Here is a 23,117-nt window from a genome sequence, read left to right on the forward strand (position 1 = left end):
CTCAGGAATCGCTCTTCGATACCGAGCCGCGTCGATCCGGAACATAGGGCGGAATCGGCCAAAGTCAATGGAGCAGGCGCGGGAAGGTCCTTAAAACCCTCAGGTTTTTGCCCAAATAGCGGGCGCGGCTTGGCTTTTCGCCGCGGCCGCCAGTCCGGTGGTTAACGCGCCCCTGCGGCCTGGGCCCGGAAATCGCCAGGCGCCATGCCATAGGCGGCGTTGAAGACCCGGTAATAGGTCGCCAGACTCTCGAAACCGCAGGCATTGGCGATGTCGGCGATCAGCCGCTCCGGGGCTTCGCGCAGCAGGCGACGGCTTCTCTTCAGCCGCTCTTCCGTCACGGTCTGGGAGAAGCTGCGGTCGGCGACCTCGAACAGCATATGCAAATGGCGCACGGAGACACCGAGCAGGTCGGCCACCCGTGAGGGCGCAAGGTCTGGGTCCTGCACACGGCGCGCGATCAGGCGGCGGGCCAGCGACAGGCGGGCGGTCCGGAGCGCGGCCTGTCCGCGCCGGCTGCCCGGCCTGACGATGCCGCGCTCGATCAGCGCCAGATGCCCAAGCGCCTGCACCAGTGGGACGGCGCTGGATGAACCATCATTCGCAGCCGCCTCGCCGAGGTCGGCAAAGCAGGCATCGAGCAGAGGGGCGAGAGCGGGATCGTTGAAAACCTTGGGCGCAAGCTCGCGCGTGCGCTTGTCCTGTGTCGCGAGGCCGCTGACGGGGATTTTCAGGATCCGCAGGTGGAAGCCGGAAGCGCCCAGCGGCCTCGTGCGGTAGGGCAGGTCGGTATGGCTGGTGGCGAAGCCGCCATTGGCGATCGCGAAATCGCTGGAGCGCATGCCGCCGAACCAGCCGCCACCGCCGAGCTGCTGGTAGACGCAGATGCTGTCACCTGGCGCGTAGCCGATGTCGGTCTGGCTCCGCTCGACCGCATAAGAGGAGGCCTTCAGCTCCACCAGCGCGCCATTGCCGACCTGGCTCAGCGAGAATTCGCCGTGGAAGTCGCCGCGCTGTTCGCGCTCGAGTTCCGCCGTGACGCCGAACAACCCCTTGGCGCGCACCTCGCGCCAAAAATCGAAGCGATCGTGCGGCTCGACCTCGTCAGTGCACCAGCGGTACACGGCAGCCCTCGTCTCGAACGGAATTCCGCCCAACAAAAAGCAGATTCCACACGAATTTGCCATAGGCCAGATAGGGAACCGCGGGGACGGCCGGTTGAACCGCTGTTACGGCTGGACCGACTATCACATCAACGGCGTAAGGTTCCGCATCGAGCCAACGGGGAGCCGTTCTGCAACGGGAAGATCACGATGAGGCGTCGGGTTTTCAGAATTTTGGCAGCACTTGGCCTGGCGGCGAGCCTCAGCGGTTTCGCGAGTGCGGCGCATGCCGAGAAGCGTATCGCGCTCGTCGTCGGCAACAACGACTACAAGAACGTTCCGAAGCTCCTGAAGGCCGTCAACGACGCCCGCACCATGGGCGATACGCTGAAGCAGCTCGGCTTCACCGTGATGGTCGCCGAAAACCAGAACCGGCAGCAATTCTCCGAGACGCTGCTCGCCTTCGACCGGGCGATCGAGCCCGGCGATACCGCGTTCTTCTTCTACGCCGGCCACGGTTTCGAGATCGCGGGCCAGAACTATCTGCTGCCAACCGACGTGCCGGCGGCGACCGAAGGCCAGGAAGAGCTGGTGCGCGACGCCTCCATTCTCGCCGATCGTGTCGTCGAGCGCCTCCAGAACAAGAAGGCGCGCACTTCGATCCTGGTGTTCGACGCCTGTCGCAACAATCCGTTCGAGCGTAGCGGTACGCGCGCAGTCGCCGGCGGCGGCGGCCTTGCACCGATGACGCAGCTGCCCGAAGGCGTATTCTCGGTATTCTCGGCGGGCCCGCGGCAGACCGCGCTCGATCGTCTCTCTAACGACGATGCCAATCCCAATTCGGTGTTCACGCGCACCTTCGCCAAGGAGCTGCTGCAGCCCGGCGAGAACCTCGTGCAGGTCGCACAGCACACGCGCCGCCTCGTCAGCGAGATGGCCGACACCGTCAAGCACAGGCAGGTGCCGGTCTATTTCGACCAGATGGTCGACGACGTCTTCCTCAGCGGTGCCGCGAAGGATGCGGCGGCGGCCGCTGCGCGTCCGGCCGATCCGGCGCCGCAGAAGGTCGCGGCGCTGCCGCCGGTCTCGGTGCCGCGCGTGCAGAAGGAAGAGACCACCAACGCGCCGATCGCGAGCTTCTCGCGCCACAATGGCGGCTGGAGCGTGACGTTCTCCTTCGCCGATCCCACCCTCGGGGTGTCCTGGCGCATGGCCGGCAGCGGCGATTTCCACGAGACCGGTTTCATCGACGCGCTCGATCCGCGCACGCGCAAGCGGATGCCGAACCCGTCGATCGAGCTGCCCCCGGATGCGCAGGCCGGCACGATCGAGGTCCGTTACGTCGACGCTTCCGGCGACATGCAGGGCCCGTTCCCGATCAAGTTCGATCCCGAGGCGGCGCTGATCCGCGATCAGCGCAAGATCCTCGACATGACCGCCACGAGCTGGCTGTCGTTCCGTCAGTTCAACGGGCTCCTGGTCTATTATTCCCATCTGGTGTCGTACCGCTGCGCCATCCGCGAGGTCAGGATCGGCATCGACACGGCGGTGCCGGACAAGGTGCTGAAACTGCCGCCCTGCGACCTCCGCGATCCCTCGGCGATCACAGCCGGCATGCTGCTCTATGAGAAGCTGCCACCAGCCACGCAGTTCATGTCGGTCGAATTGACCTATCGTGACGGCAGCGTCTCGGAGGTCAAAAGCTTCCGCACGGCGAACCGCAGCAACAATTGAGCGCCTTCTACCCGTCATCCCCGCGCAATGGCGAAGCCATTGTCGCTGGAGGCGCGAGTTGCGCGGTGCGGAGCACCGGCCGGGATGCAGCCGGGCCGGACATCCTTCGAGGCCTCCGCTACGCTCCGGCGCCTCGGGATGACGGACAAACCATTGAAGGTGAGGCTAGCTTCGTCAAATTGATCCTATCCCCGACGCATCCTCGCGCTAAACTCAGATTGCGACCAAAAGCACCAGCGGAGCCGGATCATGGATGAAACCACATCGGATCAACCCGCATCGCGCGTCCGAAAAGTCCGTTGCTGCATCGTCGGCGGCGGACCGGCCGGCATGATGCTCGGCTATCTCCTCGGGCGCGCCGGCATCGATGTCGTGGTGCTGGAGAAGCACGCCGATTTCTTCCGCGATTTTCGCGGCGACACCGTGCATCCCTCGACGCTTCAAGTGATGGACGAACTCGGCCTGATCGATGGCTTCCTCAAGCTGCCGCATCAGCAATTGCAGAAGATGGATGGCCTGTTCGGCGGCACCAAGGTGCGGATCGCCGATCTCAGCCGGTTGAATTCGAAGTACCCGTTCATCGCCTTCATGCCGCAATGGGATTTTCTCAATTTCCTGCGCGAGGCGGGCCGACGCTTCGCCTCGCTCGAGGTGCTGATGAGCACCGAGGCCGTCGACCTGATCCGTCACGACGACACCATCGCCGGCGTGCGCGCCAGGACGTCCGACGGCATCGTCGACATCGAGGCGGATCTCACCATCGCCTGCGACGGCCGGCATTCGACGGTGCGTGAGCGGGCAGGCCTTGGCGTCGAGGAGATCGGCGCGCCGATGGACGTGCTCTGGTTCCGCGCCGGCCACAAGCCGGACGAGACCGAGAACCTGTTTGCTCGGATCGAACCCGGCAAGATGATGGTCACGTTCGACCGCGGCGATTACTGGCAGTGCGCTTATGTCATCGCCAAGGGGCAGTATGATGCGGTGAAGGCGAGGGGATTGCAGGCACTGCTCGACGATGTCGTGCGGATGGCGCCGGTCCTCAAGCAGGGGATCGCCGCCGTGAAGAGCTTTGGCGACATCAAGCTCCTCACCGTCGCAATCAATCGTCTGGGCCGCTGGGCGCGGCCCGGGTTGCTCTGCATCGGCGACGCCGCGCATGCGATGTCGCCGGTCGGCGGCGTCGGCGTCAATCTTGCCGTGCAGGATGCAGTCGCGACTGCCAACCTGCTCGCGGACAGGCTGACGCGCGGCCGTCCATCGCAGGATGAGCTCGATGCCGTGCAGCGCCGCCGCGAGTTCCCGGTGAAGATGACGCAGGCGATGCAGGTGATCGTGCAGAACCGCATCATCAGCGGCGCGCTGAAGGGCGGCGGTCGGCCGCTCAAGGTGCCGCTGCTGTTGCGGTTGATCTCCGCATTGCCGTGGCTTCAGGGTATTCCGGCGCGCTTCATTGCCATCGGTGTGCGGCCCGAGCACGTGCATTCGAAAGCCGTGCCCACAGCGTAGCGCAGGGATTCGGTAGGGATAATGTCGCGTTAATCTACGCGCTGCGCGTTGCTTGCGTGCAACAGCTCATGCGGATTCAAGGACCGCCATGTGCCAATCCGGCGCCTTAACTTTCTTGATTCAAATTTGAGTAAGAACTGCGTGTGAGCGTGCGCCCATCAAAGGACACGGGGTGTACCATGCGTAACAAATTGATTGCTGCCTTCGCCTGCACGACCGCTCTGGTTTCGACCGGTGCTGCTTCCGCCGCCGATCTCGCCGCGCGTCCCTACACCAAGGCGCCCGCTTATATCGAGCCGCTGTTCACCTGGACCGGCTTCTATGTCGGCGGCCACATCGGTGGCGCCTGGACCAATGAGCAGTTCATCAACAATGGCGTCGGTGCGCCGTTCGGCGATCTGACGCCGGGCCAGGGCTATCGTCAGCGTAGTGCCGGCATCATGGGCGGCGCCCAGATCGGCTACAACTGGCAGGCCAACAACTACGTGTTCGGCATGGAAGGCACGATTTCCGGCCTCGACAACAAGGGCACCATCGTGAACACCGCCTTCGCTCCGGGCGGTAACGTCTTCACCTGGCGTGCGAACGTCCTCGCGACCGTCGTCGGCCGCGCCGGCTTCGCGGTTCAGAACAATCTGTTCTACATCAAGGGTGGCTATGCCGGCGTCAACAACCGTCTGTCGGTGACCGACACGGTCGGCCCGGCGACGGGCAACGGCGGTCAGACCCACTGGGCCAACGGCTGGACCGTGGGCGCCGGCTGGGAATACGGCATCACCCGCAACTGGATCGTCGGCCTCGAGTACAATTACGCGGCCTTCGGCAGCCAGACCTATCAGCTCGGCGGCACCTCGGGCAATTACACGTTCGATGCCAAGCCGCGTGACATCCAGTGGGCCGTCGTCCGTGCGAGCTACAAGTTCGATGCGCCGGTCATTGCCCGCTACTGAGCAGCAAACGGACCAATCAGCAAAAAAAGATCTGCCAACAATTCAAAGCCCCGGCTTCGACCGGGGCTTCCTTTTTGGTGTGCGAGGCGGCGATGACTTACGCCATCACCGAGAAGCCGCCGTCGACGGGGATCGCGGTGCCCGTGACGAAGTTCGAGGCGGGCGAGGCGAGGAACACGGCGATGCCGGCGAAGTCGTCGATGTCGCCCCAGCGCCCCGCAGGCGTGCGCGCCAGCACACGCTCGTGCAGGCCCGACACCTGCTCGCGTGCGCCGCGGGTGAGATCGGTGTCGATCCAGCCCGGCAGGATCGCGTTGACCTGGATGTTGTCGGGCGCCCAGGCATTGGCGCAGGCGCGCGTGTACTGCACGATGCCGCCCTTGCTCGCTGCGTAAGCGGTCGCAAAGCTTGCGCCGAAGATCGACATCATCGAGCCGATGTTGATCACCTTGCCGTTGCCCGAGGCCTTCAGCGCCGGATAGGCGAGCTTCGAGCAGACGAAGGCGCTGGTGAGGTTGGTGTCGATCACCTTGTTCCACTCGTCGAGCTCGAGCTCGTGCGGCGCCTTGCGAATGCTCATGCCGGCATTGTTGATCAGGATGTCGATGCGGCCGAGCTCCCTGACGACGCGGTCGATCATCGCCGCGACCGCGTCCTTGTCGGTCACGTCGGTGGTGACGGAGATCGCCTTCACGCCGCGCGCCTTGAGATCGGCGACGGCAGCGGCCGACTTGGTTTCGTTGCGTCCGACCACGGCGATATCGGCGCCGGCGTCGGCGAGCCCGTGCGCGAGGCCGAGCCCGATGCCGCCATTGCCTCCTGTGACGATCGCGACTTTGCCGCGCAGATCGAACCGGTTGGATGTCATGCTGTCACTTCCTGGTTTCTTCTATTGGTTGCTTTGCCAGATCAGCACCAGCCCGAAGCCTGCCATGGCGGCGCCATAGCCGGCCCATTGCAGCTGGTTGACCATGAAGCTCGATCGCGGCCAGGCAATGGTGCCCGTGCCCTGTCCGATCCAGAGCAGCCCGACAGCGAGGGCAAACAGGCCTGCGATCAGCAGAAATCTGCACATGCATTCCTCCTCATCGGTCTGCTTCTGTCGCGACCCGCGGCATAAGGGATCGCCGCGGGTCGCGAAAACTTCCCGTCAGACTAGCCGTAGCTTCGGTTCAGACACAATGGCTGCGGACGCAAGGCCGCGGGGAGGACGCATATGAGCTGAGCGATCAGATCGCGGATGCCGATTGGGCTGGAATCGAGCGAGCTTGGCGAGACGTATCGGTCGCTGAAGCGAGAGTCAGCCGTTAAGGCAGCGCACAACGAAAAAGCCCCGGTGATGCCGGGGCTTTGACGTCTGAAGTAAAATTCAGCTCAGTACCTTTCAGCTCAGTACTTGGCGACGACCGGGCCGGTCCAGTTGAAGCGGTAGACCAGCGAGGTCGAGATCGTCTGGTTCCAGCTGTTGGCGCGGATGCTGTTGACGCCGGTCGGCAGGTTGGTGACGTCGGAGAGCTCATCCCGGGTCTTGGCGTCATAGAAGGCCGAACGGTACTCGGTCTTCATGAACCAGCCGGGCGAGGAGATGCCGAAGATATTCAGGCTGTTCTCGACACCGCCGCCGACGAACCAGCCGTTGCGGTTGTAGCCGCTGAGGTGCACGCCAGTCGGAGCGCCGCCCAGGGTCGTGAAGCTGGTGCTGCCGAAGTGGGCGCCCGAGTAACCGCCGTTGACATAGGAAAGGACGTTCGGAGCGACCAGCCAGCCGAGGCGCACGCCAGCGGCCCAGGAGTCTTCCAGCTTCTGGTTGCCGGTGATCTGGAGGATCGGATCCTGCACCGTGGAGCGGATGCTGCCGAACTGACCGTCGGCGAACACGCCGGCGACCCAGGTGCCGCTGAACTGCCAGTCGTAGCCGAGGCCGACGGTGCCGAACCAGCCCGAACCACCCTGACGCTGGGTGATGGTCAGCGGCGTGCCGGTCGCGGTGTCGCGGATCTGCTGGTCGGAGTTCGAGAGGCCGCCGCCGCCGCCGCCGAAGATGTAGAAGCCGGTCCAGTTGGCAACCGGAGCCGCCATCGGAGCCTTCACGTAGGGACGGGCCGCAAGGTCAGCCGCCGAAGCCGAACCGGTCATCGCCGCGACCGCGGTCACTGCAAGCAAAATCTTCTTCATGATAAAATCCCCAACCTTGGTCCGTAGCAGGCGCGAGCGCACTGAAGTCCGTGTGATCTGATGCCCGGACTATAGACGGTTCTCGCCGAAATGCTGTTGCAGGGCAGGCACAGTCGCCGGAAAACGCCCATTGGCCGGGTTTTGCGGATCTGTCGCCGTATCTTCGAAAAGAAGTGTAATTTCAATGCATTACGTCGGTCGCCGTATCGTCGGCCCGGTAGGTTTTTGTTAGGAATTCGCCTTTGTCCGAAACAGAGGCAATCCTGCCTCAGCCCTTGGCTTCCGACTGGCTGCTGTGAGTCGTTGGCCGAGTCGTGCATTCGAGAAGCGAATGCTGCGAATGAATCGTCCGTGAGAGGCTTGATCGTCCATCCCAAATGAAAAAGCCCCGGCCTCGGGCCGGGGCTTTTCAACGGGAATCGCCGCATTAGACGTCGAGCAGCTCTTCGCTGGCGAACTCGGCCTTGTCGGAGATGAAGGCGAAGCGCGCTTCGGCCTTGGTCCCCATCAGGCGCTCCACCGAATCCGCCGTGGTGTCGCGATCGTCGGCGAGCAGCACAACCTTGAGCAGCGTCCGCTTGCTCGGATCCATGGTGGTCTCCTTGAGCTGCGCCGGCATCATCTCGCCGAGGCCTTTGAAGCGGTTCACCTCGACCTTGGCGTTGGCGTTGAACGTGCTCTTGATCAGCTCTTCCTTGTGCTTGTCGTCGCGCGCGTAGACTGACTTGGTGCCGTGGGTCAGCTTGTAGAGCGGCGGTACAGCAAGGAAGAGATGTCCTTCGTCGATCAGCTTCGGCATCTGCCGGTAGAAGAAGGTGATCAGCAGTGAAGCGATGTGGGCGCCGTCGACGTCGGCGTCGGTCATGATGATGATGCGCTGATAACGCAGATCCTCTTCGCGATATTGCAGGAGCTGGCCGCAACCGATCGCCTGCACCAGATCGGAGAGCTGGGCGTTCGCCGTCAGCTTGTCCTTGCCGGCGGAGGCGACGTTGAGAATCTTGCCGCGCAGCGGCAGCACGGCCTGGGTCTTGCGGTCGCGCGCCTGCTTGGCGCTGCCGCCTGCCGAGTCACCCTCGACGATGAAGAGCTCGGAGCCATCGGTGCCGGCGTCGGTGCAGTCGGCGAGCTTGCCGGGCAGGCGCAGCTTCTTGCCCGCGGTTTTCCGCGCGGTCTCTTTCTCTTGTCGCCGGCGCAGCCGCTCCTCGGCGCGATCGATCACGAAGTCGAGCAGCCGGTTGGCCATGTTCGGATTGCCCGACAGCCAATGGTCGAACGGATCCTTCATCGCCTGTTCGACGATGCGCTGCGCTTCGGCGGTGGCGAGACGATCCTTGGTCTGGCCCTGAAATTCAGGCTCGCGCACGAACACCGAGAGCATCACGGCGGCGCCCACCATCACGTCTTCCGAGGTGATGGACGAGGCGCGCTTGCCCTGGCCGACGCGCTCGGCATGATCCTTCAGGCCGCGCAGCAGCGCGCTGCGCAGGCCGGATTCGTGCGTGCCGCCATCGGGCGTCGGAACGGTGTTGGTGTAGGACGACAGGAAGCCGTCGGCATCCGCGGTCCAGGCCACGGCCCATTCGCAGGCGCCATGCGCACCGTTGCGGCCCGATTTGCCGGAGAAGATGTCGGGATGCACCAGCGTGTCGGCGTGGATCGCGGCCGCCAGATAGTCCTTCAGGCCGCCGGGGAAGTGGAAGGTCGCTTCCGGCGGAACATCCTCGACGCCCTTGAGCAACTCGGGCGCGCAGTTCCAGCGGATCTCGACGCCGCCGAACAGATAGGCCTTCGAGCGCGTCATCTTGAACAGGCGCTGCGGCTTGAACGCGGCCTTGGCGCCGAAGATGTCGGTGTCGGGCTTGAAGCGCACGCGCGTGCCGCGACGGTTGTTGACCTTGCCGAGATCCTCGAGCTTGCCCTTGGGATGGCCGCGCTCGAACGTCATGCGATGCAGCTTCTGGCCGCGCGCGACCTCGACCTCGAGACGCGAGGAGAGGGCGTTCACCACGGAGATGCCGACGCCGTGCAGACCGCCCGAGGTCTCGTAGACCTTGCTGTCGAACTTGCCGCCCGAATGCAGCGTGCACATGATGACTTCGAGCGCCGACTTCTTCGGAAACTTCGGGTGCGGATCGATCGGGATGCCGCGGCCGTTGTCGGTGACGGTGAGGAAGCCGTCTGCGGAGAGCTCCACGCCGATGAAGGTCGCGTGCCCCGCTAAGGCCTCGTCCATCGAGTTGTCGATGACTTCGGCGAAGAGATGATGCAGCGCCTTCTCGTCGGTGCCGCCGATATACATGCCGGGCCGACGCCGGACCGGTTCCAGGCCTTCAAGCACCTCGATGTCGGCGGCCGTATAATCGGCCTCGCCACCGGTACCACGCGGGGCCGCCTTTGCGGCAGTCGCGCGAGCTTTCGGCTCATTGCCGTCGAACAAATCGTCTTTGCTTTTTGTTTTCAACTGCTTGGACATATATCTTGATGCGTTTTGAGGGCCGCGCAGCGGCGAATCGGTTCAGGCGACTATGCCACGGCTGGCTTGGAAAGGTCACCGCGTGCCGGCCGGGCGGGTGTGGGTGAGAGCCAATCCCGGCGATTTTACGCGCAACCCCACCAGTTCCCGGCAATTTGACGCCCAAGCCCGGCTTGGGCGGGGTTTTGTGACTTGATGTCACACAAGTCCTTGGCTTACCAGTCTTTTTATCTGAGGAGCTCGTGACGGGGCGGGAAGGCGATCTGGAATGGAGCAGTACGCGCACGCACTGGCCGACTTCGTGCGTGCTCATCAGGTCTGGGCGGCGCCGATCGTGTTCCTGCTGGCCTTCGGCGAGTCGCTGGCTTTCATCTCGCTTCTGATCCCGGCCTGGGGTGCTTTGGTGGCGATCGGTGCGTTGATCGGTGCGAGCGGCATCAGCTTCTATCCGGTCTGGATTGCCGGCGGCATTGGCGCCGCACTTGGCGACTGGGTCTCCTACTGGTTCGGCTACCGCTACAAGGAACAGGTCGCCCAGATGTGGCCGCTCTCGCGCTATCCGGAAATCCTGCCCAAGGGCGAGGCCTTCGTACGCAGCTGGGGCGTGCCCAGCATCTTCATCGGCCGCTTCTTCGGCCCCTTGCGCGCCTCCGTGCCGCTCGCAGCCGGCATTTTCGAGATGCCTTACTGGAGCTTTCAGGCCGCCAATTTCGTCTCCGCGCTGATCTGGTCGGCGGCGCTGCTGCTGTTCGGCGACGTAATCGCGAAGATCATGGAATGGCTCTGGCGCGTCATCTGAGCGTGCCCGGGACAGGTTGACGCGCACGGGGGCGGGAGAAACTTAAAAGTCGTTCCTTTTGAGAGTACGGCTGGTAATTTTCGCCTGCTAGTTGAGCTGCCGACTTAACGGCCGAGCGCTCAGCATATGATCGTACGCTTTTGTTCAGCTTTCCTGGCTGCGTTGTTCCTCGCGTCGCCATGCATGAAATCGTATGCCGCTGAATCATCCGGCGCGGATCGGCCCGGCTGGGTCGATCCGGGCTGGCGGCGAACGGTGGCGCGCTACGCCGTTACATTCGACGAGAAGGGGCTGAGCACGGAGGTCTTTGAGTTCGAAATCAAGGCGCTCGACGAGAAGGGCGCAGAGGCGATCGCGCAGCAGAGTTTTCAGTACAACAGCTATTTTGAAGATTTGTCGTCGATGGCGCTTGCCACTCTCAAGGCCGACGGCACCGCGGTCGAGGTAGACGAGCGCGCCATCCGCGATCAACCGGCGTCGATAGATTCCTCCTCGCCCTATTTCGACGAGGTTCGCAACAGGATCATCGCCTATCCCCATGTTGCTCCCGGCGACAGCATCCGCGGGCGTCTGGTCTACAACGCGAAGCAGCCGAGATTTCCAGGTGAGTTTGCGCGCTCCTGGAGTGAGCCGGCGAGCCAGCCCCCGGAATTGCTCGAAGTGACCGTTGATGGACCGGCATCCAGGCCGCTGCGGGTCGCGTTGCGCAATGTCGAACACCGTGAAGAGAGGGTGAACGACCGGATCGTCCATCACGTGCGCTTCAAGCAGGACGCGCCCAGACCTCGCCAGATCGACGACGAGACGCTCGCCTATGCCGAGCGTTTCGAGGTCAGCACTTTTGCCGACTATTCCGCTTTCGCGGCGATGCTGAACGCACGCAACGCGCCGATGGCGCAGCCGGATGAGAAGCTGACGCGACTATCGCGGGAGATTGCGGGCGATGCGATCGGCACGCGCGCGAAAGTCGAGCGCATTTACAATTGGGTGGCCCGAAACATCCGCTACGTCGGGATTGGACTTGAGGACGGCGGCTGGACCTCGCAGCCCGCCTCGGCGGTGCTTGCGTCGCGCTACGGCGATTGCAAGGCGCATGCGACGCTGTTCAAGGCGTTGCTTGCCGCTCAGGGCATCGAAGCCAATTTTGTCGCGGTGAATTCGGACGCAAGATACTCGCTCACTGAAGTCGCCACCCCGAACTTCGACCACGCGATCGCTTATGTTCCGGAGATCGACCAATATCTCGATCCGACCGCTTCGCTGTTCGCCTTCGGGTCCCTACCGCCGGACCTCGCGGGCAAGCCGGTTCTCAACATCGACAAGGGCGCCTTGGGCCGCATTCCCATGGCTGGTCCGGAGCACTTCCGGCTGGCCGCGGAAACGGACTACGTCCTTGGCAAAGATGGCAAACGCGAAGCCCGGTCGATCCTGTCCGGCACCGGCGTCGGCGCGCAACTGGGGCGCGTACTCGCGCAGGGACTGGATGATGCGGACCGGCGCATGGCCGCCAGGAAGCTGATCGAGCAGGCCGGTCTGACCGGCACCGGCGATTACACCTATCCAAATCCGCGCGAGCTGACGGACGACTACGCGATCACATCAACGTTCCAGATCAGCAAACCCGTCGATCTCGACCGGCCCGCGCGCATCAGGATGTTGCCTCTGACCGATCCAAGACAATCGCTCTTGCGGTTGGTTGCGCGCCAGACGAATGGACGGCCTTTTGTTTGCCGACCGATGGAATACCGCGAGGTCGCTTCGCTCACGGTTCCCGAAAACACGTTCTTTTACGAGAAACCGGCACCGATTGCCTATTCGGCGACGTTTGAAGGCAGAACGGGCAATGTTGAGGTCCACGGCCGGATTGAGGTGAGTGGCGCCATCGCCGTCGATGGCCGAGTCATTCGCTCCAATGCGCTTCTTCGCCTTACGTTCGACGCACCGGTTTGCCCGGCGGAGTTCGGTCCGGCTATCGAGAAGGGGTTCGATAAGCTCGATGAGTTCAGGTACGGGCCGATCGGTCTGACCCCGAAGGGAGCAGCCTCGGTCGTCGAGGTCAGCGCAGACTTCACCGACGGTGCGAACGCATATCTCGCTCACGATTTCCAACGCGCGATGGAGCGGTTGAAGCCGCTGGCCGAAATCGGCAATGCACGCGCGCAGTCCTATTTGGGCGCGATGTATCGGGACGGAAATGGAACGAAGCGCAACCGCACGGAGGCGATTAAATGGTTTCGTCTCTCCGCCGAACAGGGCGATACCTACAGTCAGGAGCAGCTTGCCTACCTCTACGAGACGGGCACAGGAACGGCTCGCGACGAAAAGGAGGCGGCCGACTGGTACGGCAAGGCCGCGGATCAGGGCAATGTGTACAGCCAGACCCGGCTTGCCGCCATGTACAGGGACGGACGCGGCGTTCCCCAGGACTTTGCCATCGCTTTCGATCTATTTTCGAAGGCGGCTGAGCAGGGCTCGACGTACGCGCAGACGGGTCTCGGCCTCTTGCACATCAAAGGCGAAGGCGTGCCGCAGGATCTTGCCAAGGGCATATCCCTGCTGCGCAAGGCCGCCGATCAGAACGACGGTTGGGCCCAATACAATTTGGGGTGGGCCTATGAGAGTGGCACGGGCGTACCGAAGGATACCCAGCAGGCGATCGATTGGTACAGCAAGGCGTCGGCTCGTGGAAACGAGCAAGCAGGCGCTCATCTGTACGAGCTGACCCGCGGACGTTCCTTCTGGGGGACACTCTTCAGTCATCTTGGGCTGGCCAGATGGTAGTGACGGAAAGGCTGCGGTGGCGCGGAATGGCAGGTCCAAAACCTTGACGCCAGGCCGATTTGGTCTTATAGCCGCCCGCCATGATCAACGCCGCGACCATCCTGTTCGCCCGTCGCCGCCGCCGCACTTTAGCGGTTTGGGCGGTCGATCGCGTTTGAGATCATCGTCTTTGCCGCTGGATCCGATCCGCGGCATTCTCTCTCCTGTCAGCGCGATCTGATCCGGCGGCCCCCAAAAGAGGCCCAGCAGGAGACCACGATGTACACGCCACCCTTTTTCAAGCCGGATCGCGCCGCGAGCCTGAAATTCGCAGGCGACCGCGGTTTCGGCACCATGTGCGCCTTCGACGGCCACAAGCCCGTCGCCTCGCCGCTGCCGTTCTATTTGACCTACGCCGCCGACGGCACGCCGCAGGCCGCCTTTCATGTCGCCCGTCATAATCCGCTGGTAAAGCTTGCGGACGGCCTGACGTCCTGGTTGCTCGCGATCAACGGCCCCGATGCCTATGTATCGCCGGACTGGTACGTCTCGCCGGATCAGGTGCCGACCTGGCTCTACCAGTCGGTGCATCTGAGTGGTCCGGTGCGGTCGTTGTCGGACGGCGAGCTGGCGGTGCAGATCAACACGCTCAGCGACAAGTTCGAAAGCTGGCTGTTGCCGAAGACGCCGTGGACACCGGGCAAGATGACGGCGGGCCGGCTCGAGGCGCTGAAGAAGGGGATTGTGGGTCTGGTCATGACAGTTGAAGAGGTCGAAGGCAGCTTCAAGCTCAACCAGCACAAGTCCGATGCCGATTACGCGGCGCTCAGCGATGCGCTGGGCTCGCAGGCGGATGCGGACTCGCGCACGATCGCAGGCCTGATGCGCGAAGCGAGACCGTTGGCCTTCGCAACAGATGCGGTACAAACACAACAAGCGATTGCGCCTGAAGGGGGCGTGTGATGAGCACGAAGAAGAAGATCGGCATTCTCGGCGCGTCCGGCTACACCGGAGCCGACGCGGTGCGCCTGCTGGCGCGGCATCCGAATGCCGAGATCACGGCGCTCACCGCCAACACCCATGCGGGCAAGGCCATGAGCGAGGTGTTTCCGCACTTCTTCATGCTCGACCTGCCAAAACTCGTGGAGTGGGAAAAGGTCGACTGGACCAAGCTCGACGCGGTGCTCTGCGGGCTGCCGCACGGCACCACGCAGGAGATCATCGCGGCCGTGCTCAAGGCCAATCCCAAGATCAAGATCCTCGACATGTCCGCGGATTTCCGGCTGCGCGACAAGGACACCTATGCACAGTGGTACGGCCATGAGCATCGTGCGCTCGAACTGCAAGGCGAAGCTGTCTATGGGTTGACCGAATTCTACCGGGAGAAGATCACTTCCGCCCGGCTGGTCGCCTGTCCCGGCTGCTATCCGACGGCGGTGTTGCTGGCGCTGGTTCCGCTGGCGAAGGCCAAGCTGATCGACGTTGACGACATCATCATCGACGCGAAATCGGGCGTCACCGGCGCCGGCCGCGGGCTGAAGCAGAACACGCTGTTCAGCGAAGCGGGCGAGGGGCTGTCGCCCTATTCGGTCGGCACTCACCGACACGCGCCTGAAATCGAGCAGGAAATCGGCGTCGCGGCAGGCTCCGCGGTGACGGTGAATTTCACGCCGCATCTGATTCCGATGGCGCGAGGCGAGTTCTGCACCTCCTACGTCAAGCTCAACGGTGCAACGCCCGACGATCTGCGGGCAGCGCTGCAGAAAGCGTACGCCAACGAGCCGTTCGTGCATGTCGCCAAAAAGGGCGTGCTGCCGCAGACGCAGAACGTACGCGGCTCCAACTATGTTCAGATCGGTGTCGTCGCCGACCGCATCAAGGATCGGGCGATCGTGCTTTCAACGCTCGACAATCTGGTGAAGGGCTCGGCCGGTCAGGCGATCCAGAACATGAACCTGATGTTCGGATTTCCTGAAACCGCGGGGCTGGAGCAGATCGCGCTATTTCCATAAAGCGAGGTGCCGGCGCGGATGAGGAGACGCCGCAATTCTACCGGAGCAACGCCGAGGCCTATGCCTGGCGCGAGATCACCTCGCACCAGGCCAGGCTGACTGCCCTCGTAACGCTGCTGTCGCCGAAAGCCAAATACTCGAGCTCGGCCACGGCGCCGGCGGCGACACGAACAAGCTCGAAAGGAGCGTGCCATGAGTCTTTCTGAAACCAGTCTCGTTGACACCAATCAGGCTCCGTCCTCCGGCGCAGCCAAGAAGCCCGCCACCGTCTTCGTCGATGGCGGCTCCGGCACCACCGGGCTCGGCATCAACGAGCGGCTCAAGCTCCAGAACGACGTCGTGGTGAAGACCATCGCCGACGACAAGCGCAAGGATCCCGCGGCCAAGAAGGCGCTGATGGAAGAGGTGGACCTCGTCATCCTCTGCCTGCCTGATGATGCCGCCAAGGAGACGGTCGCGTTGATCGACAGCATGGGCGCGGCGGGGCCGAAGGTGCTGGACGCCTCGACCGCCTACCGGGTGGCACCTGACTGGGCTTACGGTTTTGCGGAGCTGGCGCCGGACCAGGCCGGCAAGATCAAGGCTGCGAAGAAGGTCTCCAATCCCGGCTGCTATCCGACCGGCGGCATTGCGCTGCTGCGGCCGATCGTCGATGCCGGGCTGCTGCCGCCTGACTATCCGATCAGCGTCAATGCGGTGAGCGGCTATTCCGGGGGCGGCAAGTCGATGATCGCGAGCTTTGAAGACGGCAGCGCGCCGTCCTTCGAGCTCTACGGCCTCGGCTTCGAGCACAAGCATCTGCCGGAACTGCAGCTCTATTCGAACCTGACGCGGCGGCCGATCTTCATCCCGTCGGTCGGCAATTACCGGCAGGGCATGCTGGTCTCGATCCCGCTTCAGCTCGACACGCTGCCGGGCAAGCCCAGCGGCGCGGACCTTCAGGCCGCGCTGGCCAAGCGCTACGCAGGTTCAAACTACGTTACGGCGATGCCGCTCCAGAACGAGGCGTCAAAGGGCGGCCGGATCGAGCCGGAAGCGCTCAACGAGACCAACATGCTCGAGCTCTACGTCTTCGCCAGCGACAAGTACCATCAGGCCGTGCTGGTCGCGCGGCTGGACAATCTCGGCAAGGGCGCCTCGGGCGCAGCCGTGCAGAACATGCGGCTGATGCTGGGTCTGCCGGAGGAGTAAGGCACGCTCGTGCCCCGGACGCAGCGCAGCGCCTCTCGGCGGTGCGCTGCAGAGCCGGGGCCGATTCTTGCTTTGCCTCTGTAGTCTTCTGGGTCCCGGCTCTGCGGAGCAGCGCTTGCGCGCTGCACCGCGTCCGGGACACCAAGCCTCAGTACTTCGCGATGACCGGGCCGCCAAACTTGTAGTTGATGCGGGCCGTGATCAGGTCGACATCCTGACCGATGCGGTCGGTGCGCGAGAACGTGCCGACAGGCGCCAGCGCGCCATTGGCCGTGAGCGTGACGTCGTGGTGCCCCATGAACAGGTGGTCGTATTCGAGGCCGACCGACCAGTTCTGGGCAAAGCCGTATTCGAAGCCGACGTCGATCGTGCCGCCCCAGCGGGTCTCGTTCGCACCATCGAACTCGGCTCCGGCCAGACCACCCGTACCGATGCCGCGGTAATGATTGCTGGTGACCGCGGCGCCGCCCTTCACATAGAGCAGCGCATTGTTCCAGGCGTAGCCGGCCTGGCCGGTGAACAGACCGAAGGCGTCGATGTGGGTGCGGTTCGCGACGCCGAACACGGTGCTGGTATTCCGGCCCGAGAGGTCCGCCCAGTCGCCCTGCGCCTCGAGGCCGAACACGAAAGCGCTGCTCTGCCAGCGATAGCCGATCTGGCCACCGGCGACGGCACCCGTCGCATCGTGGCAGCCTTCCGCGACGCCGGGCGCGAAGCCGACCGTCTGGTCCCAGCAGTTGCGTGAAGTGCCATAGCCGCCGTTGGCGCCGATGTAGAAGCCGCTCCAATCATAGACGGCGGCGATTATCGGCGGCGCCTTGGTGTATGGGCGGGCGGCGAGATCGGCAGCGTTGGCCTGGGTCGCGACGGCTGCCAGCGCGACGGCGCCGAGCATGGATGCAAGCTTCCAATTCATGTTCTGTTCCGAATCAATCAATGGCGATGCGTCAATATACCTGGGGATGGATCACAACCTGTATGTGTAAATCGGAAGGCTGTTCGATTCTGCCGCGGTGTCATCGCTCGGCAACACCTGCGATTGCCGCCGGGCGGCCTTCACAGTAGGCCGCTTGTCGGCGGCTCGCCGACGCGAGCGACGCCATGGATGAGTCCACCCTGCAGTTCTATCGGCAGAACGCCCAGTCCTACGCGGACTGGGCGAAGGCGCCGTCGACGCGGCTGCGGGGCTTTCTCGCTTTGCTGGCGCCCGTGACAGTCGGCGGCGCCAATCAGGCGGCGATCCATTCCAGCAGCGCGTTCTGCGCGTGGAGCAGGTAGGCCTTCGCCGCCGGGCTCTGGCAGGCGCTATGCGAGATCGCGTCAGCGCTGACCTCCTGGCCTCTGGTCACGGGCGGGCAGGGCAGGAAAATGACGTCGGGATGGCAACTATCGAGCAGCGATGCCGACAGCTGATAGTCGCGCAGTTGATCCGCGCGTGCGCCTTCAGGCCAGCAGTCTGTGATGATCACGTCCGCATCGTACAATGCGTCGAGATCTGTGCTGGCCTCGAACCGTGGGCTTGCGATGTCCCGGACATGCCAATCCGCCGGGTACACCTGGGTCACCGTGATCGGCAGGGCGATGGAGGCTTCAACCCAGGAACGCAGGATGTTGGCATCGGGTGCCACGCCGACCACTTTCAGGCCGTCGAGCGTGGCTCTCCTGCTCCTGACATAGGCGAGATCGCCGAGCGTTTCGCAGGGATGGTTCGACCGCGTTCTGGCATTGACGACCGGCGCGTTGGCGTTGGCTGCGAGCTCTTGCAGAGCTGACAGTTCCCGCGTGCGCACGACCAGGATGTCGAACCAATTGTCGAGATATTGCGCCAGATCGGCCGTTGCCTCGGCGGCATTCAACCTGACGGGCGCATGGACGCAGATGCCACCCATCGCCTGGATGCCGAGGTCGAAGGCGGTCGTGTTCCGCCATCCGCCATCGTCGACGATCAGCGCCACGCGCTTGCCGGCGAGGTTTTGCGGCACGGCGCGGTCGTGCCACGCCGCCTCGAGGATTTGCGCGCGGTCGACGATCGACAGGATCGCGTCCGCGCTGAGATCGTGGAGCTGAACGAAATCCCGGCTGGATTCGCTAGGCATCGCTGCGCATCCTGGGGACGCGCGGTCAGAAGATCTTGAAGATCGCCAGCGCCAGCACGGCCTGAGCGAGGAAGCCGACGGTGAAGGCCAGGGTGCGGAACACCGGGATGCCCAGCGCATAGACGATCAGATGCGCGACGCGCGACCAGAAATAGATCGCGCAAGCCAGCACCGTCCATTTCGAGGAATAGTCCATCGCGTTCAGGATCAGCACCAGCGGGGCGAATAGCACGAGGTTCTCGACCGCATTGTCGTGCGCGAACATCAGGCGGTTCGCCCACTCGGCCTGAGGTTTGTCGCCGCGCGAGGGGTTGGCCATGGCGCCACTGAGCCCGCGCACCTGGCAGCGGTTGATGGTGTAGGGAATCCAGAGGATTCCGGTCAGGATCACCGTACATGTCAGCCAGAACAATTCGCGCGTCATAACCCGGTCCCCTCTCAAGTCGATGTCGTGAGCTTATACGAAAGCGCGCGCCATTGCGCTATGCGCGAACCCTGACATAGCTGCCCGGGGCATCCTCGATCGGCGGCAGCGCCTCTGTGCCGACGCTGCGCGCGGGCACTTCCTCCGGATCGAGCCCGCGCAGCCATTCGCGCCAGTCCGGCCACCACGAGCCCTTGTGCTCCACCGCGCCCTTCATCCACTGGGCGACGTTGACGTCCTTGATGTTGTCGTTGGTCCAGTACTGATACTTGTTCGAGGCCGGCGGATTGACGACGCCGGCGATGTGGCCGGAGCCGGACAGCACGTATCTCACGGGCCCGCCGAAGAATTGCGAGCCGTACAGCACCGATTCCGCCGGCGCGATGTGGTCCTCGCGCGTGGCGAGATTGTAGACGGGCACCATGACCTTGGAGAGATCGAGCAGCGTGTTGTCGAGCACCATCGTGCCGGTCGACAACCGGTTCTCCAGATAGCAGTTGCGCAAATAGTAGGAATGGTTCGCCTGGGTCATCCGCGTCGCATCGGAATTCCAGTGCAACAGGTCGAACGCACTCGGCTGCTGGCCCTTGAGGTAGTTGCTGACCACGTAGGACCAGATCAGGTCGTTCGAGCGCAGCATGTTGAAGGCCATCGCCATCTTGGAGCCTTCGAGCACGCCGGACGCCTTCATGTCCTGCTCGAGCGCCGCGATCTGCTCCTCGTCGACGAACACCAGCAGATCGCCGGCGTGGGTGAAATCGACCTGCGCGGCAAAGAACGTCGCCGAGGTCACGCGCTGGCGCCGCTTCTCGGCAAGCCAGGCCAGCGTGGTCGCGAGCATCGTGCCGCCGACGCAATAGCCGGCGGTGTGCACCTTCATCTCGCCCGTGACCTTCTCGATCACGTCCATCGCCGTGAGCACGCCTTCCTTCATGTAGTCTTCCCAGCTCTTGGCGCCCAGGCGCTTGTCGGGATTGACCCATGAGATCACGAACACGGTGATGCCCTGGTCGACGCACCACTTGATGTAGGATTTCTCCGGCTTGAGATCGAGAATGTAGAACTTGTTGATCCAGGGCGGCACGATCAGGAGCGGCGTGCGCAGCACGTTCTCCGTGGTCGGCGAATACTGGATCAGTTGCATCATCTCGTTCTGGTAGATCACCTTGCCCGGTGTCGTCGCCATGTTGACGCCGACGACGAGGTTGTCCGGGTTGGACTGGCGGATCTTCAGCATGCCCTTGCCGGCGGCGATGTCCTCGGCCAGCATCGTCAGGCCGCGCGCGAGGTTCTCGCCGCTGCTTGTAACCGTCTCGCGCAGCACCTCCGGATTGGTCAGCACGAAGTTCGACGGCGAGATCGCGTTGGTGACCTGCTGCATGTAGAATTCGGCCTTGCGCCGGGTCTGCGAATCGAGCCCCTCGGCATCGTGCACCAGCTCCTGCGCCCATTTGGTCGTGAGCAGATAAAGCTGCATCATGAAATCGAAGAACTGGTTCGACTTCCATTCCGGATCGGCAAAGCGCTTATCGCGCGGCGAGGGCGCGATCGCAGGCTGAGCCTCCTGGCCGGCCATCCGCCGGGCCGCCGAGCCCCAGAGATCGAGATAGTCCTTGGCGAGCTTGGTCTGGAGGTCGGACGCACGCGACTGGTCGGACAGCCAGTATTCGGCGACCGACGTGAAGGTCTTGACGACCTCAGCGAGCTCGGCCGGCGGACGGTCCTGCACCTCGCCGGTTTCGCGCGGCTTTAGATACGCGGCGAGCGCCTTGCCGCCGCTCTCCATGGCCCGCGCGACATTCATCGCGAAGGCTTCCGCATCGAACTTCGTCTCAGACTTTGTTCCGGAATTTGTTCCGGAGCTGGGCGTGTCGGTCGTGGCGCTACTCATGAAGGCGACAGTAACGATTCATTCCGTATTCGTCACCGCGAAGCTCGCTGGTTTCGCGCTAAACCGGCGCGAAGATGTGCTGCACTGCGACAAGGCTTCTTGCTTTTGTCACAATCGCGGTGCACCTCTTTGGGTGTGGGCCTTGGATGATTTCTCGCTCGTACCATTTGTGGGCAGCAATGGTTTGAGCTTGGGCAGGTTGTTGGGTTAAGCTCCCACAGCCTCGCATGGGACGAGTAGGGGAATTCCCAGGTGTTTGTGTTGCGGGACCTGCAAAAGTCGCGGCTTGCATGCTGCGCGCTGCTGACGGCGGCGCTTGCCCTCGGCGGCTGTTCGAGCCAGCTCGTGGACATGTCCGCCGCCGACACGCCGGCTCATCCCAGGGAGCCCGGTGCCTATCTGCCGGTGCACGATTTGCCGCCGGATCGTGATCAGGCGATCATCCCGCCCGACCAGCGCGCCAAGATCGAGGCCGAGCTTGCCGCCGCCCGCGACCGCCAGGCCGTCGCCGCCAAGGACGCCAAGTAGGGACGCCACTTAGGCACGGGACGGTCGCCTCGGGGCGCAAGGTAATCGCTGGCGCCCCCGCCACTCCGTGCTAAAAAGACTTCAATTCAGCCGAGAGTCAGGGCGAAGGAGTTCAGTCCTTGTCGCCGAAGATCGCTCCAAGTTTTTGATTTTGAGTGATTTTTGTGCGCGGGGCGAGATCTCCTCGAAGGGTGGTCATCGCCCATCGATTCTGCCTTGACCGGTTGCCCGGAGCCCAGAGAGCCATGGACGATTTTTACCGCATCCGCCGCCTTCCGCCTTACGTGTTCGAGCAGGTCAACCGGGCCAAGGCGGCCGCGCGGAATGCCGGCGCCGACATCATCGATCTCGGCATGGGCAACCCGGATCTGCCGGCGCCGCCGCACGTGCTGGAGAAGCTCAAGGAGACCCTGGGCAAGCCGCGCACCGACCGCTACTCGGCCTCCCGTGGCATCCCCGGCCTGCGCCGGGCTCAAGCCGCCTATTACGAGCGCCGCTTCGGCGTGAAGCTCAACCCGGACACCCAGGTGGTGGCGACGCTGGGCTCGAAGGAGGGCTTTGCCAACGTGGCGCAGGCGATCACCGCGCCGGGTGACGTCATCCTTTGCCCGAACCCGAGCTACCCGATTCACGCCTTCGGCTTTTTGATGGCGGGCGGCGTGATCCGCTCGGTGCCCTCGGAGCCGACGCCGCAATTCTTCGAAGCTGTGGAACGGGCGATCGTGCATTCGATCCCGAAGCCGCTCGCGCTCGTGGTCTGCTATCCCTCGAACCCCACTGCCTATGTCGCGAGCCTCGATTTCTACAAGGACCTCGTCGCTTTCGCGAAGAAGCACGAGATCCTGATCCTGTCCGATCTCGCTTATGCCGAGGTCTATTTCGACGAGAACAACCCGCCGCCGTCGGTGCTCCAGGTGCCCGGCGCCATCGACGTCACCGTCGAGTTCACCTCGATGTCGAAGACCTATTCGATGGCCGGCTGGCGCATGGGCTTTGCGGTCGGCAACGAGCGCGTGATCGCAGCGCTCGCCCGCGTCAAATCCTATCTCGACTACGGCGCGTTCACGCCGGTGCAGGTCGCTGCGACCGCGGCGCTGAACGGTCCTGACGATTGCATCAAGGAGATGCGCGACACCTATCGCAAGCGCCGCGACGCGCTGGTGGAATCGTTCGGCCGCGCCGGCTGGGACATTCCGCCGCCCGAAGCCTCGATGTTCGCCTGGGTGCCGCTGCCGGAAGCGTTCCGCACCGTCGGCAGCATGCAGTTCGCGACCCTGATGGTGGAGAAATCCGGCGTCGCGGTCTCGCCTGGCGTCGGCTTCGGCGAGCATGGTGAAGGATATGTCCGCATCGCCATGGTGGAAAACGAGCAACGGATCAGGCAGGCCGCGCGCGGCGTGCGCCGCTTCCTTGAAAGCGGCATCGAAACGTTGCACAACGTCGTTCCGCTCGCCAATCGGCGCTAATTCTCT

The 23,117-nt window shown here is 63.6% G+C and carries 21 protein-coding genes; 12 read left to right on the forward strand and 9 right to left on the reverse strand.

All coding sequences use genetic code 11. The annotated features are described in order from the left end of the window. Window positions 1-161: 161 nt before the first annotated feature. Window positions 162-1,124: a helix-turn-helix domain-containing protein gene (locus tag YUA_RS0112160; protein ID WP_027530942.1), complete on the reverse strand. Its 963-nt coding sequence runs from the start codon at window positions 1,122-1,124 to the stop codon at window positions 162-164. A 189-nt stretch (window positions 1,125-1,313) separates the two neighbouring features. Between YUA_RS0112160 and YUA_RS0112165 the strand changes: the two genes are divergently transcribed. The 3 genes from YUA_RS0112165 to YUA_RS0112175 all read left to right on the forward strand — a co-directional run bounded on the left by YUA_RS0112165 (window position 1,314) and on the right by YUA_RS0112175 (window position 5,293). Then, window positions 1,314-2,837 (forward strand): caspase family protein, encoded by a 1,524-nt coding sequence (locus YUA_RS0112165; RefSeq protein WP_027530943.1) that lies wholly within the window; start codon window positions 1,314-1,316, stop codon window positions 2,835-2,837. Between the two features lie 249 nt (window positions 2,838-3,086). After that, the gene (locus tag YUA_RS0112170; protein WP_027530944.1) at window positions 3,087-4,343 is read left to right on the forward strand and encodes an FAD-dependent oxidoreductase; all 1,257 of its coding nucleotides are present in this window, start codon (window positions 3,087-3,089) and stop codon (window positions 4,341-4,343) included. Between the two features lie 179 nt (window positions 4,344-4,522). Further along, window positions 4,523-5,293: an outer membrane protein gene (locus tag YUA_RS0112175; protein ID WP_027530945.1), complete on the forward strand. Its 771-nt coding sequence runs from the start codon at window positions 4,523-4,525 to the stop codon at window positions 5,291-5,293. Window positions 5,294-5,390: 97 nt separating this feature from the next. On the opposite strand, the gene YUA_RS0112180 is transcribed toward YUA_RS0112175, so the two are convergent. The 4 genes from YUA_RS0112180 to parE all read right to left on the reverse strand — a co-directional run bounded on the left by YUA_RS0112180 (window position 5,391) and on the right by parE (window position 9,944). Beyond that, a complete protein-coding gene (locus YUA_RS0112180; RefSeq protein ID WP_027530946.1) occupies window positions 5,391-6,161 on the reverse strand; it encodes an SDR family NAD(P)-dependent oxidoreductase in 771 nt (256 codons plus the stop codon). 21 nt (window positions 6,162-6,182) lie between these two features. Continuing rightward, window positions 6,183-6,368 carry a hypothetical protein gene (locus YUA_RS0112185; protein ID WP_027530947.1) on the reverse strand — a complete coding sequence of 62 codons (186 nt, stop codon included), beginning with the start codon at window positions 6,366-6,368 and terminating at the stop codon, window positions 6,183-6,185. Between the two features lie 314 nt (window positions 6,369-6,682). Next, entirely contained in the window at window positions 6,683-7,468 is a 786-nt protein-coding gene (locus YUA_RS0112190; RefSeq protein ID WP_027530948.1) for an outer membrane protein, read from the reverse strand. Between the two features lie 427 nt (window positions 7,469-7,895). Then, on the reverse strand, window positions 7,896-9,944 hold the full coding sequence (parE, locus tag YUA_RS0112195; protein WP_027530949.1) for a DNA topoisomerase IV subunit B: 2,049 nt from the start codon (window positions 9,942-9,944) through the stop codon (window positions 7,896-7,898). 268 nt (window positions 9,945-10,212) lie between these two features. Here parE and YUA_RS0112200 point away from each other — a divergent pair, with 268 nt between their 5' ends. The 5 genes from YUA_RS0112200 (at window position 10,213) to argC (YUA_RS0112220) (ending at window position 16,706) form a co-directional block, all read left to right on the forward strand. Beyond that, window positions 10,213-10,743, forward strand: coding sequence for a DedA family protein (locus YUA_RS0112200; RefSeq protein WP_027530950.1), 531 nt, complete (start codon window positions 10,213-10,215; stop codon window positions 10,741-10,743). A gap of 183 nt (window positions 10,744-10,926) precedes the next feature. Further along, window positions 10,927-13,524: a DUF3857 domain-containing protein gene (locus YUA_RS0112205; RefSeq protein WP_035970875.1), complete on the forward strand. Its 2,598-nt coding sequence runs from the start codon at window positions 10,927-10,929 to the stop codon at window positions 13,522-13,524. Between the two features lie 258 nt (window positions 13,525-13,782). Continuing rightward, window positions 13,783-14,466 (forward strand): FMN-binding negative transcriptional regulator, encoded by a 684-nt coding sequence (locus YUA_RS0112210; RefSeq protein WP_027530952.1) that lies wholly within the window; start codon window positions 13,783-13,785, stop codon window positions 14,464-14,466. After that, a complete protein-coding gene (argC, locus tag YUA_RS0112215; protein ID WP_027530953.1) occupies window positions 14,466-15,515 on the forward strand; it encodes an N-acetyl-gamma-glutamyl-phosphate reductase in 1,050 nt (349 codons plus the stop codon). The genes YUA_RS0112210 and argC (YUA_RS0112215) overlap by 1 nt, the downstream gene beginning before the upstream one ends. A gap of 192 nt (window positions 15,516-15,707) precedes the next feature. After that, the gene (argC, locus tag YUA_RS0112220; RefSeq protein WP_027530954.1) at window positions 15,708-16,706 is read left to right on the forward strand and encodes an N-acetyl-gamma-glutamyl-phosphate reductase; all 999 of its coding nucleotides are present in this window, start codon (window positions 15,708-15,710) and stop codon (window positions 16,704-16,706) included. 148 nt (window positions 16,707-16,854) lie between these two features. On the opposite strand, the gene YUA_RS0112225 is transcribed toward argC (YUA_RS0112220), so the two are convergent. Then, a complete protein-coding gene (locus tag YUA_RS0112225) occupies window positions 16,855-17,622 on the reverse strand; it encodes an outer membrane protein (RefSeq protein ID WP_027530955.1) in 768 nt (255 codons plus the stop codon). A 185-nt stretch (window positions 17,623-17,807) separates the two neighbouring features. Here YUA_RS0112225 and YUA_RS51610 point away from each other — a divergent pair, with 185 nt between their 5' ends. Continuing rightward, window positions 17,808-17,984 (forward strand): hypothetical protein, encoded by a 177-nt coding sequence (locus YUA_RS51610; RefSeq protein WP_245285149.1) that lies wholly within the window; start codon window positions 17,808-17,810, stop codon window positions 17,982-17,984. On the opposite strand, the gene YUA_RS0112230 is transcribed toward YUA_RS51610, so the two are convergent. From YUA_RS0112230 to YUA_RS0112240, 3 genes are read right to left on the reverse strand one after another with little or no spacing between them, the layout of a single operon-like run. Further along, on the reverse strand, window positions 17,936-18,802 hold the full coding sequence (locus tag YUA_RS0112230) for an ornithine carbamoyltransferase (RefSeq protein ID WP_027530956.1): 867 nt from the start codon (window positions 18,800-18,802) through the stop codon (window positions 17,936-17,938). The genes YUA_RS51610 and YUA_RS0112230 overlap by 49 nt on opposite strands. Before the next feature lie 25 nt (window positions 18,803-18,827). After that, complete coding sequence (locus tag YUA_RS0112235; RefSeq protein WP_027530957.1) at window positions 18,828-19,226, reverse strand: MAPEG family protein; 399 nt, start codon at window positions 19,224-19,226, stop codon at window positions 18,828-18,830. A 58-nt stretch (window positions 19,227-19,284) separates the two neighbouring features. Beyond that, window positions 19,285-21,117, reverse strand: a complete 1,833-nt coding sequence (locus YUA_RS0112240; protein ID WP_027530958.1) for an alpha/beta hydrolase — start codon at window positions 21,115-21,117, stop codon at window positions 19,285-19,287. Between YUA_RS0112240 and YUA_RS49920 the strand changes: the two genes are divergently transcribed. The 3 genes from YUA_RS49920 to YUA_RS0112250 all read left to right on the forward strand — a co-directional run bounded on the left by YUA_RS49920 (window position 21,011) and on the right by YUA_RS0112250 (window position 23,111). Beyond that, complete coding sequence (locus YUA_RS49920; RefSeq protein ID WP_198029408.1) at window positions 21,011-21,328, forward strand: hypothetical protein; 318 nt, start codon at window positions 21,011-21,013, stop codon at window positions 21,326-21,328. The two genes, YUA_RS0112240 and YUA_RS49920, sit on opposite strands and share 107 nt — an antisense overlap. Before the next feature lie 41 nt (window positions 21,329-21,369). Further along, window positions 21,370-21,645, forward strand: coding sequence for a hypothetical protein (locus YUA_RS0112245; RefSeq protein WP_035970878.1), 276 nt, complete (start codon window positions 21,370-21,372; stop codon window positions 21,643-21,645). Window positions 21,646-21,890: 245 nt separating this feature from the next. Next, complete coding sequence (locus YUA_RS0112250; RefSeq protein ID WP_027530960.1) at window positions 21,891-23,111, forward strand: LL-diaminopimelate aminotransferase; 1,221 nt, start codon at window positions 21,891-21,893, stop codon at window positions 23,109-23,111. The last annotated feature ends 6 nt before the right edge of the window (window positions 23,112-23,117 follow it).

This window comes from Bradyrhizobium sp. WSM3983, assembly GCF_000473045.1.
Taxonomy (GTDB): domain Bacteria; phylum Pseudomonadota; class Alphaproteobacteria; order Rhizobiales; family Xanthobacteraceae; genus Bradyrhizobium.

Excerpts from the sequence above, each read along its gene's own strand:
- YUA_RS0112165 (WP_027530943.1), top strand. The coding sequence starts at position 1,314 with ATGAGGCGTCGGGTTTTCAGAATTTTGGCAGCACTTGGCCTGGCGGCG.
- YUA_RS0112170 (WP_027530944.1), top strand. The coding sequence starts at position 3,087 with ATGGATGAAACCACATCGGATCAACCCGCATCGCGCGTCCGAAAAGTC.
- YUA_RS0112175 (WP_027530945.1), top strand. The coding sequence starts at position 4,523 with ATGCGTAACAAATTGATTGCTGCCTTCGCCTGCACGACCGCTCTGGTT.
- YUA_RS0112180 (WP_027530946.1), bottom strand. The coding sequence starts at position 6,161 with ATGACATCCAACCGGTTCGATCTGCGCGGCAAAGTCGCGATCGTCACA.
- YUA_RS0112185 (WP_027530947.1), bottom strand. The coding sequence starts at position 6,368 with ATGTGCAGATTTCTGCTGATCGCAGGCCTGTTTGCCCTCGCTGTCGGG.
- YUA_RS0112190 (WP_027530948.1), bottom strand. The coding sequence starts at position 7,468 with ATGAAGAAGATTTTGCTTGCAGTGACCGCGGTCGCGGCGATGACCGGT.
- parE (WP_027530949.1), bottom strand. The coding sequence starts at position 9,944 with ATGTCCAAGCAGTTGAAAACAAAAAGCAAAGACGATTTGTTCGACGGC.
- YUA_RS0112200 (WP_027530950.1), top strand. The coding sequence starts at position 10,213 with ATGGAGCAGTACGCGCACGCACTGGCCGACTTCGTGCGTGCTCATCAG.
- YUA_RS0112205 (WP_035970875.1), top strand. The coding sequence starts at position 10,927 with ATGAAATCGTATGCCGCTGAATCATCCGGCGCGGATCGGCCCGGCTGG.
- YUA_RS0112210 (WP_027530952.1), top strand. The coding sequence starts at position 13,783 with ATGTACACGCCACCCTTTTTCAAGCCGGATCGCGCCGCGAGCCTGAAA.
- argC (WP_027530953.1), top strand. The coding sequence starts at position 14,466 with ATGAGCACGAAGAAGAAGATCGGCATTCTCGGCGCGTCCGGCTACACC.
- argC (WP_027530954.1), top strand. The coding sequence starts at position 15,708 with ATGAGTCTTTCTGAAACCAGTCTCGTTGACACCAATCAGGCTCCGTCC.
- YUA_RS0112225 (WP_027530955.1), bottom strand. The coding sequence starts at position 17,622 with ATGAATTGGAAGCTTGCATCCATGCTCGGCGCCGTCGCGCTGGCAGCC.
- YUA_RS51610 (WP_245285149.1), top strand. The coding sequence starts at position 17,808 with ATGGATGAGTCCACCCTGCAGTTCTATCGGCAGAACGCCCAGTCCTAC.
- YUA_RS0112230 (WP_027530956.1), bottom strand. The coding sequence starts at position 18,802 with ATGCCTAGCGAATCCAGCCGGGATTTCGTTCAGCTCCACGATCTCAGC.
- YUA_RS0112235 (WP_027530957.1), bottom strand. The coding sequence starts at position 19,226 with ATGACGCGCGAATTGTTCTGGCTGACATGTACGGTGATCCTGACCGGA.
- YUA_RS49920 (WP_198029408.1), top strand. The coding sequence starts at position 21,011 with ATGGCCCGCGCGACATTCATCGCGAAGGCTTCCGCATCGAACTTCGTC.
- YUA_RS0112240 (WP_027530958.1), bottom strand. The coding sequence starts at position 21,117 with ATGAGTAGCGCCACGACCGACACGCCCAGCTCCGGAACAAATTCCGGA.
- YUA_RS0112250 (WP_027530960.1), top strand. The coding sequence starts at position 21,891 with ATGGACGATTTTTACCGCATCCGCCGCCTTCCGCCTTACGTGTTCGAG.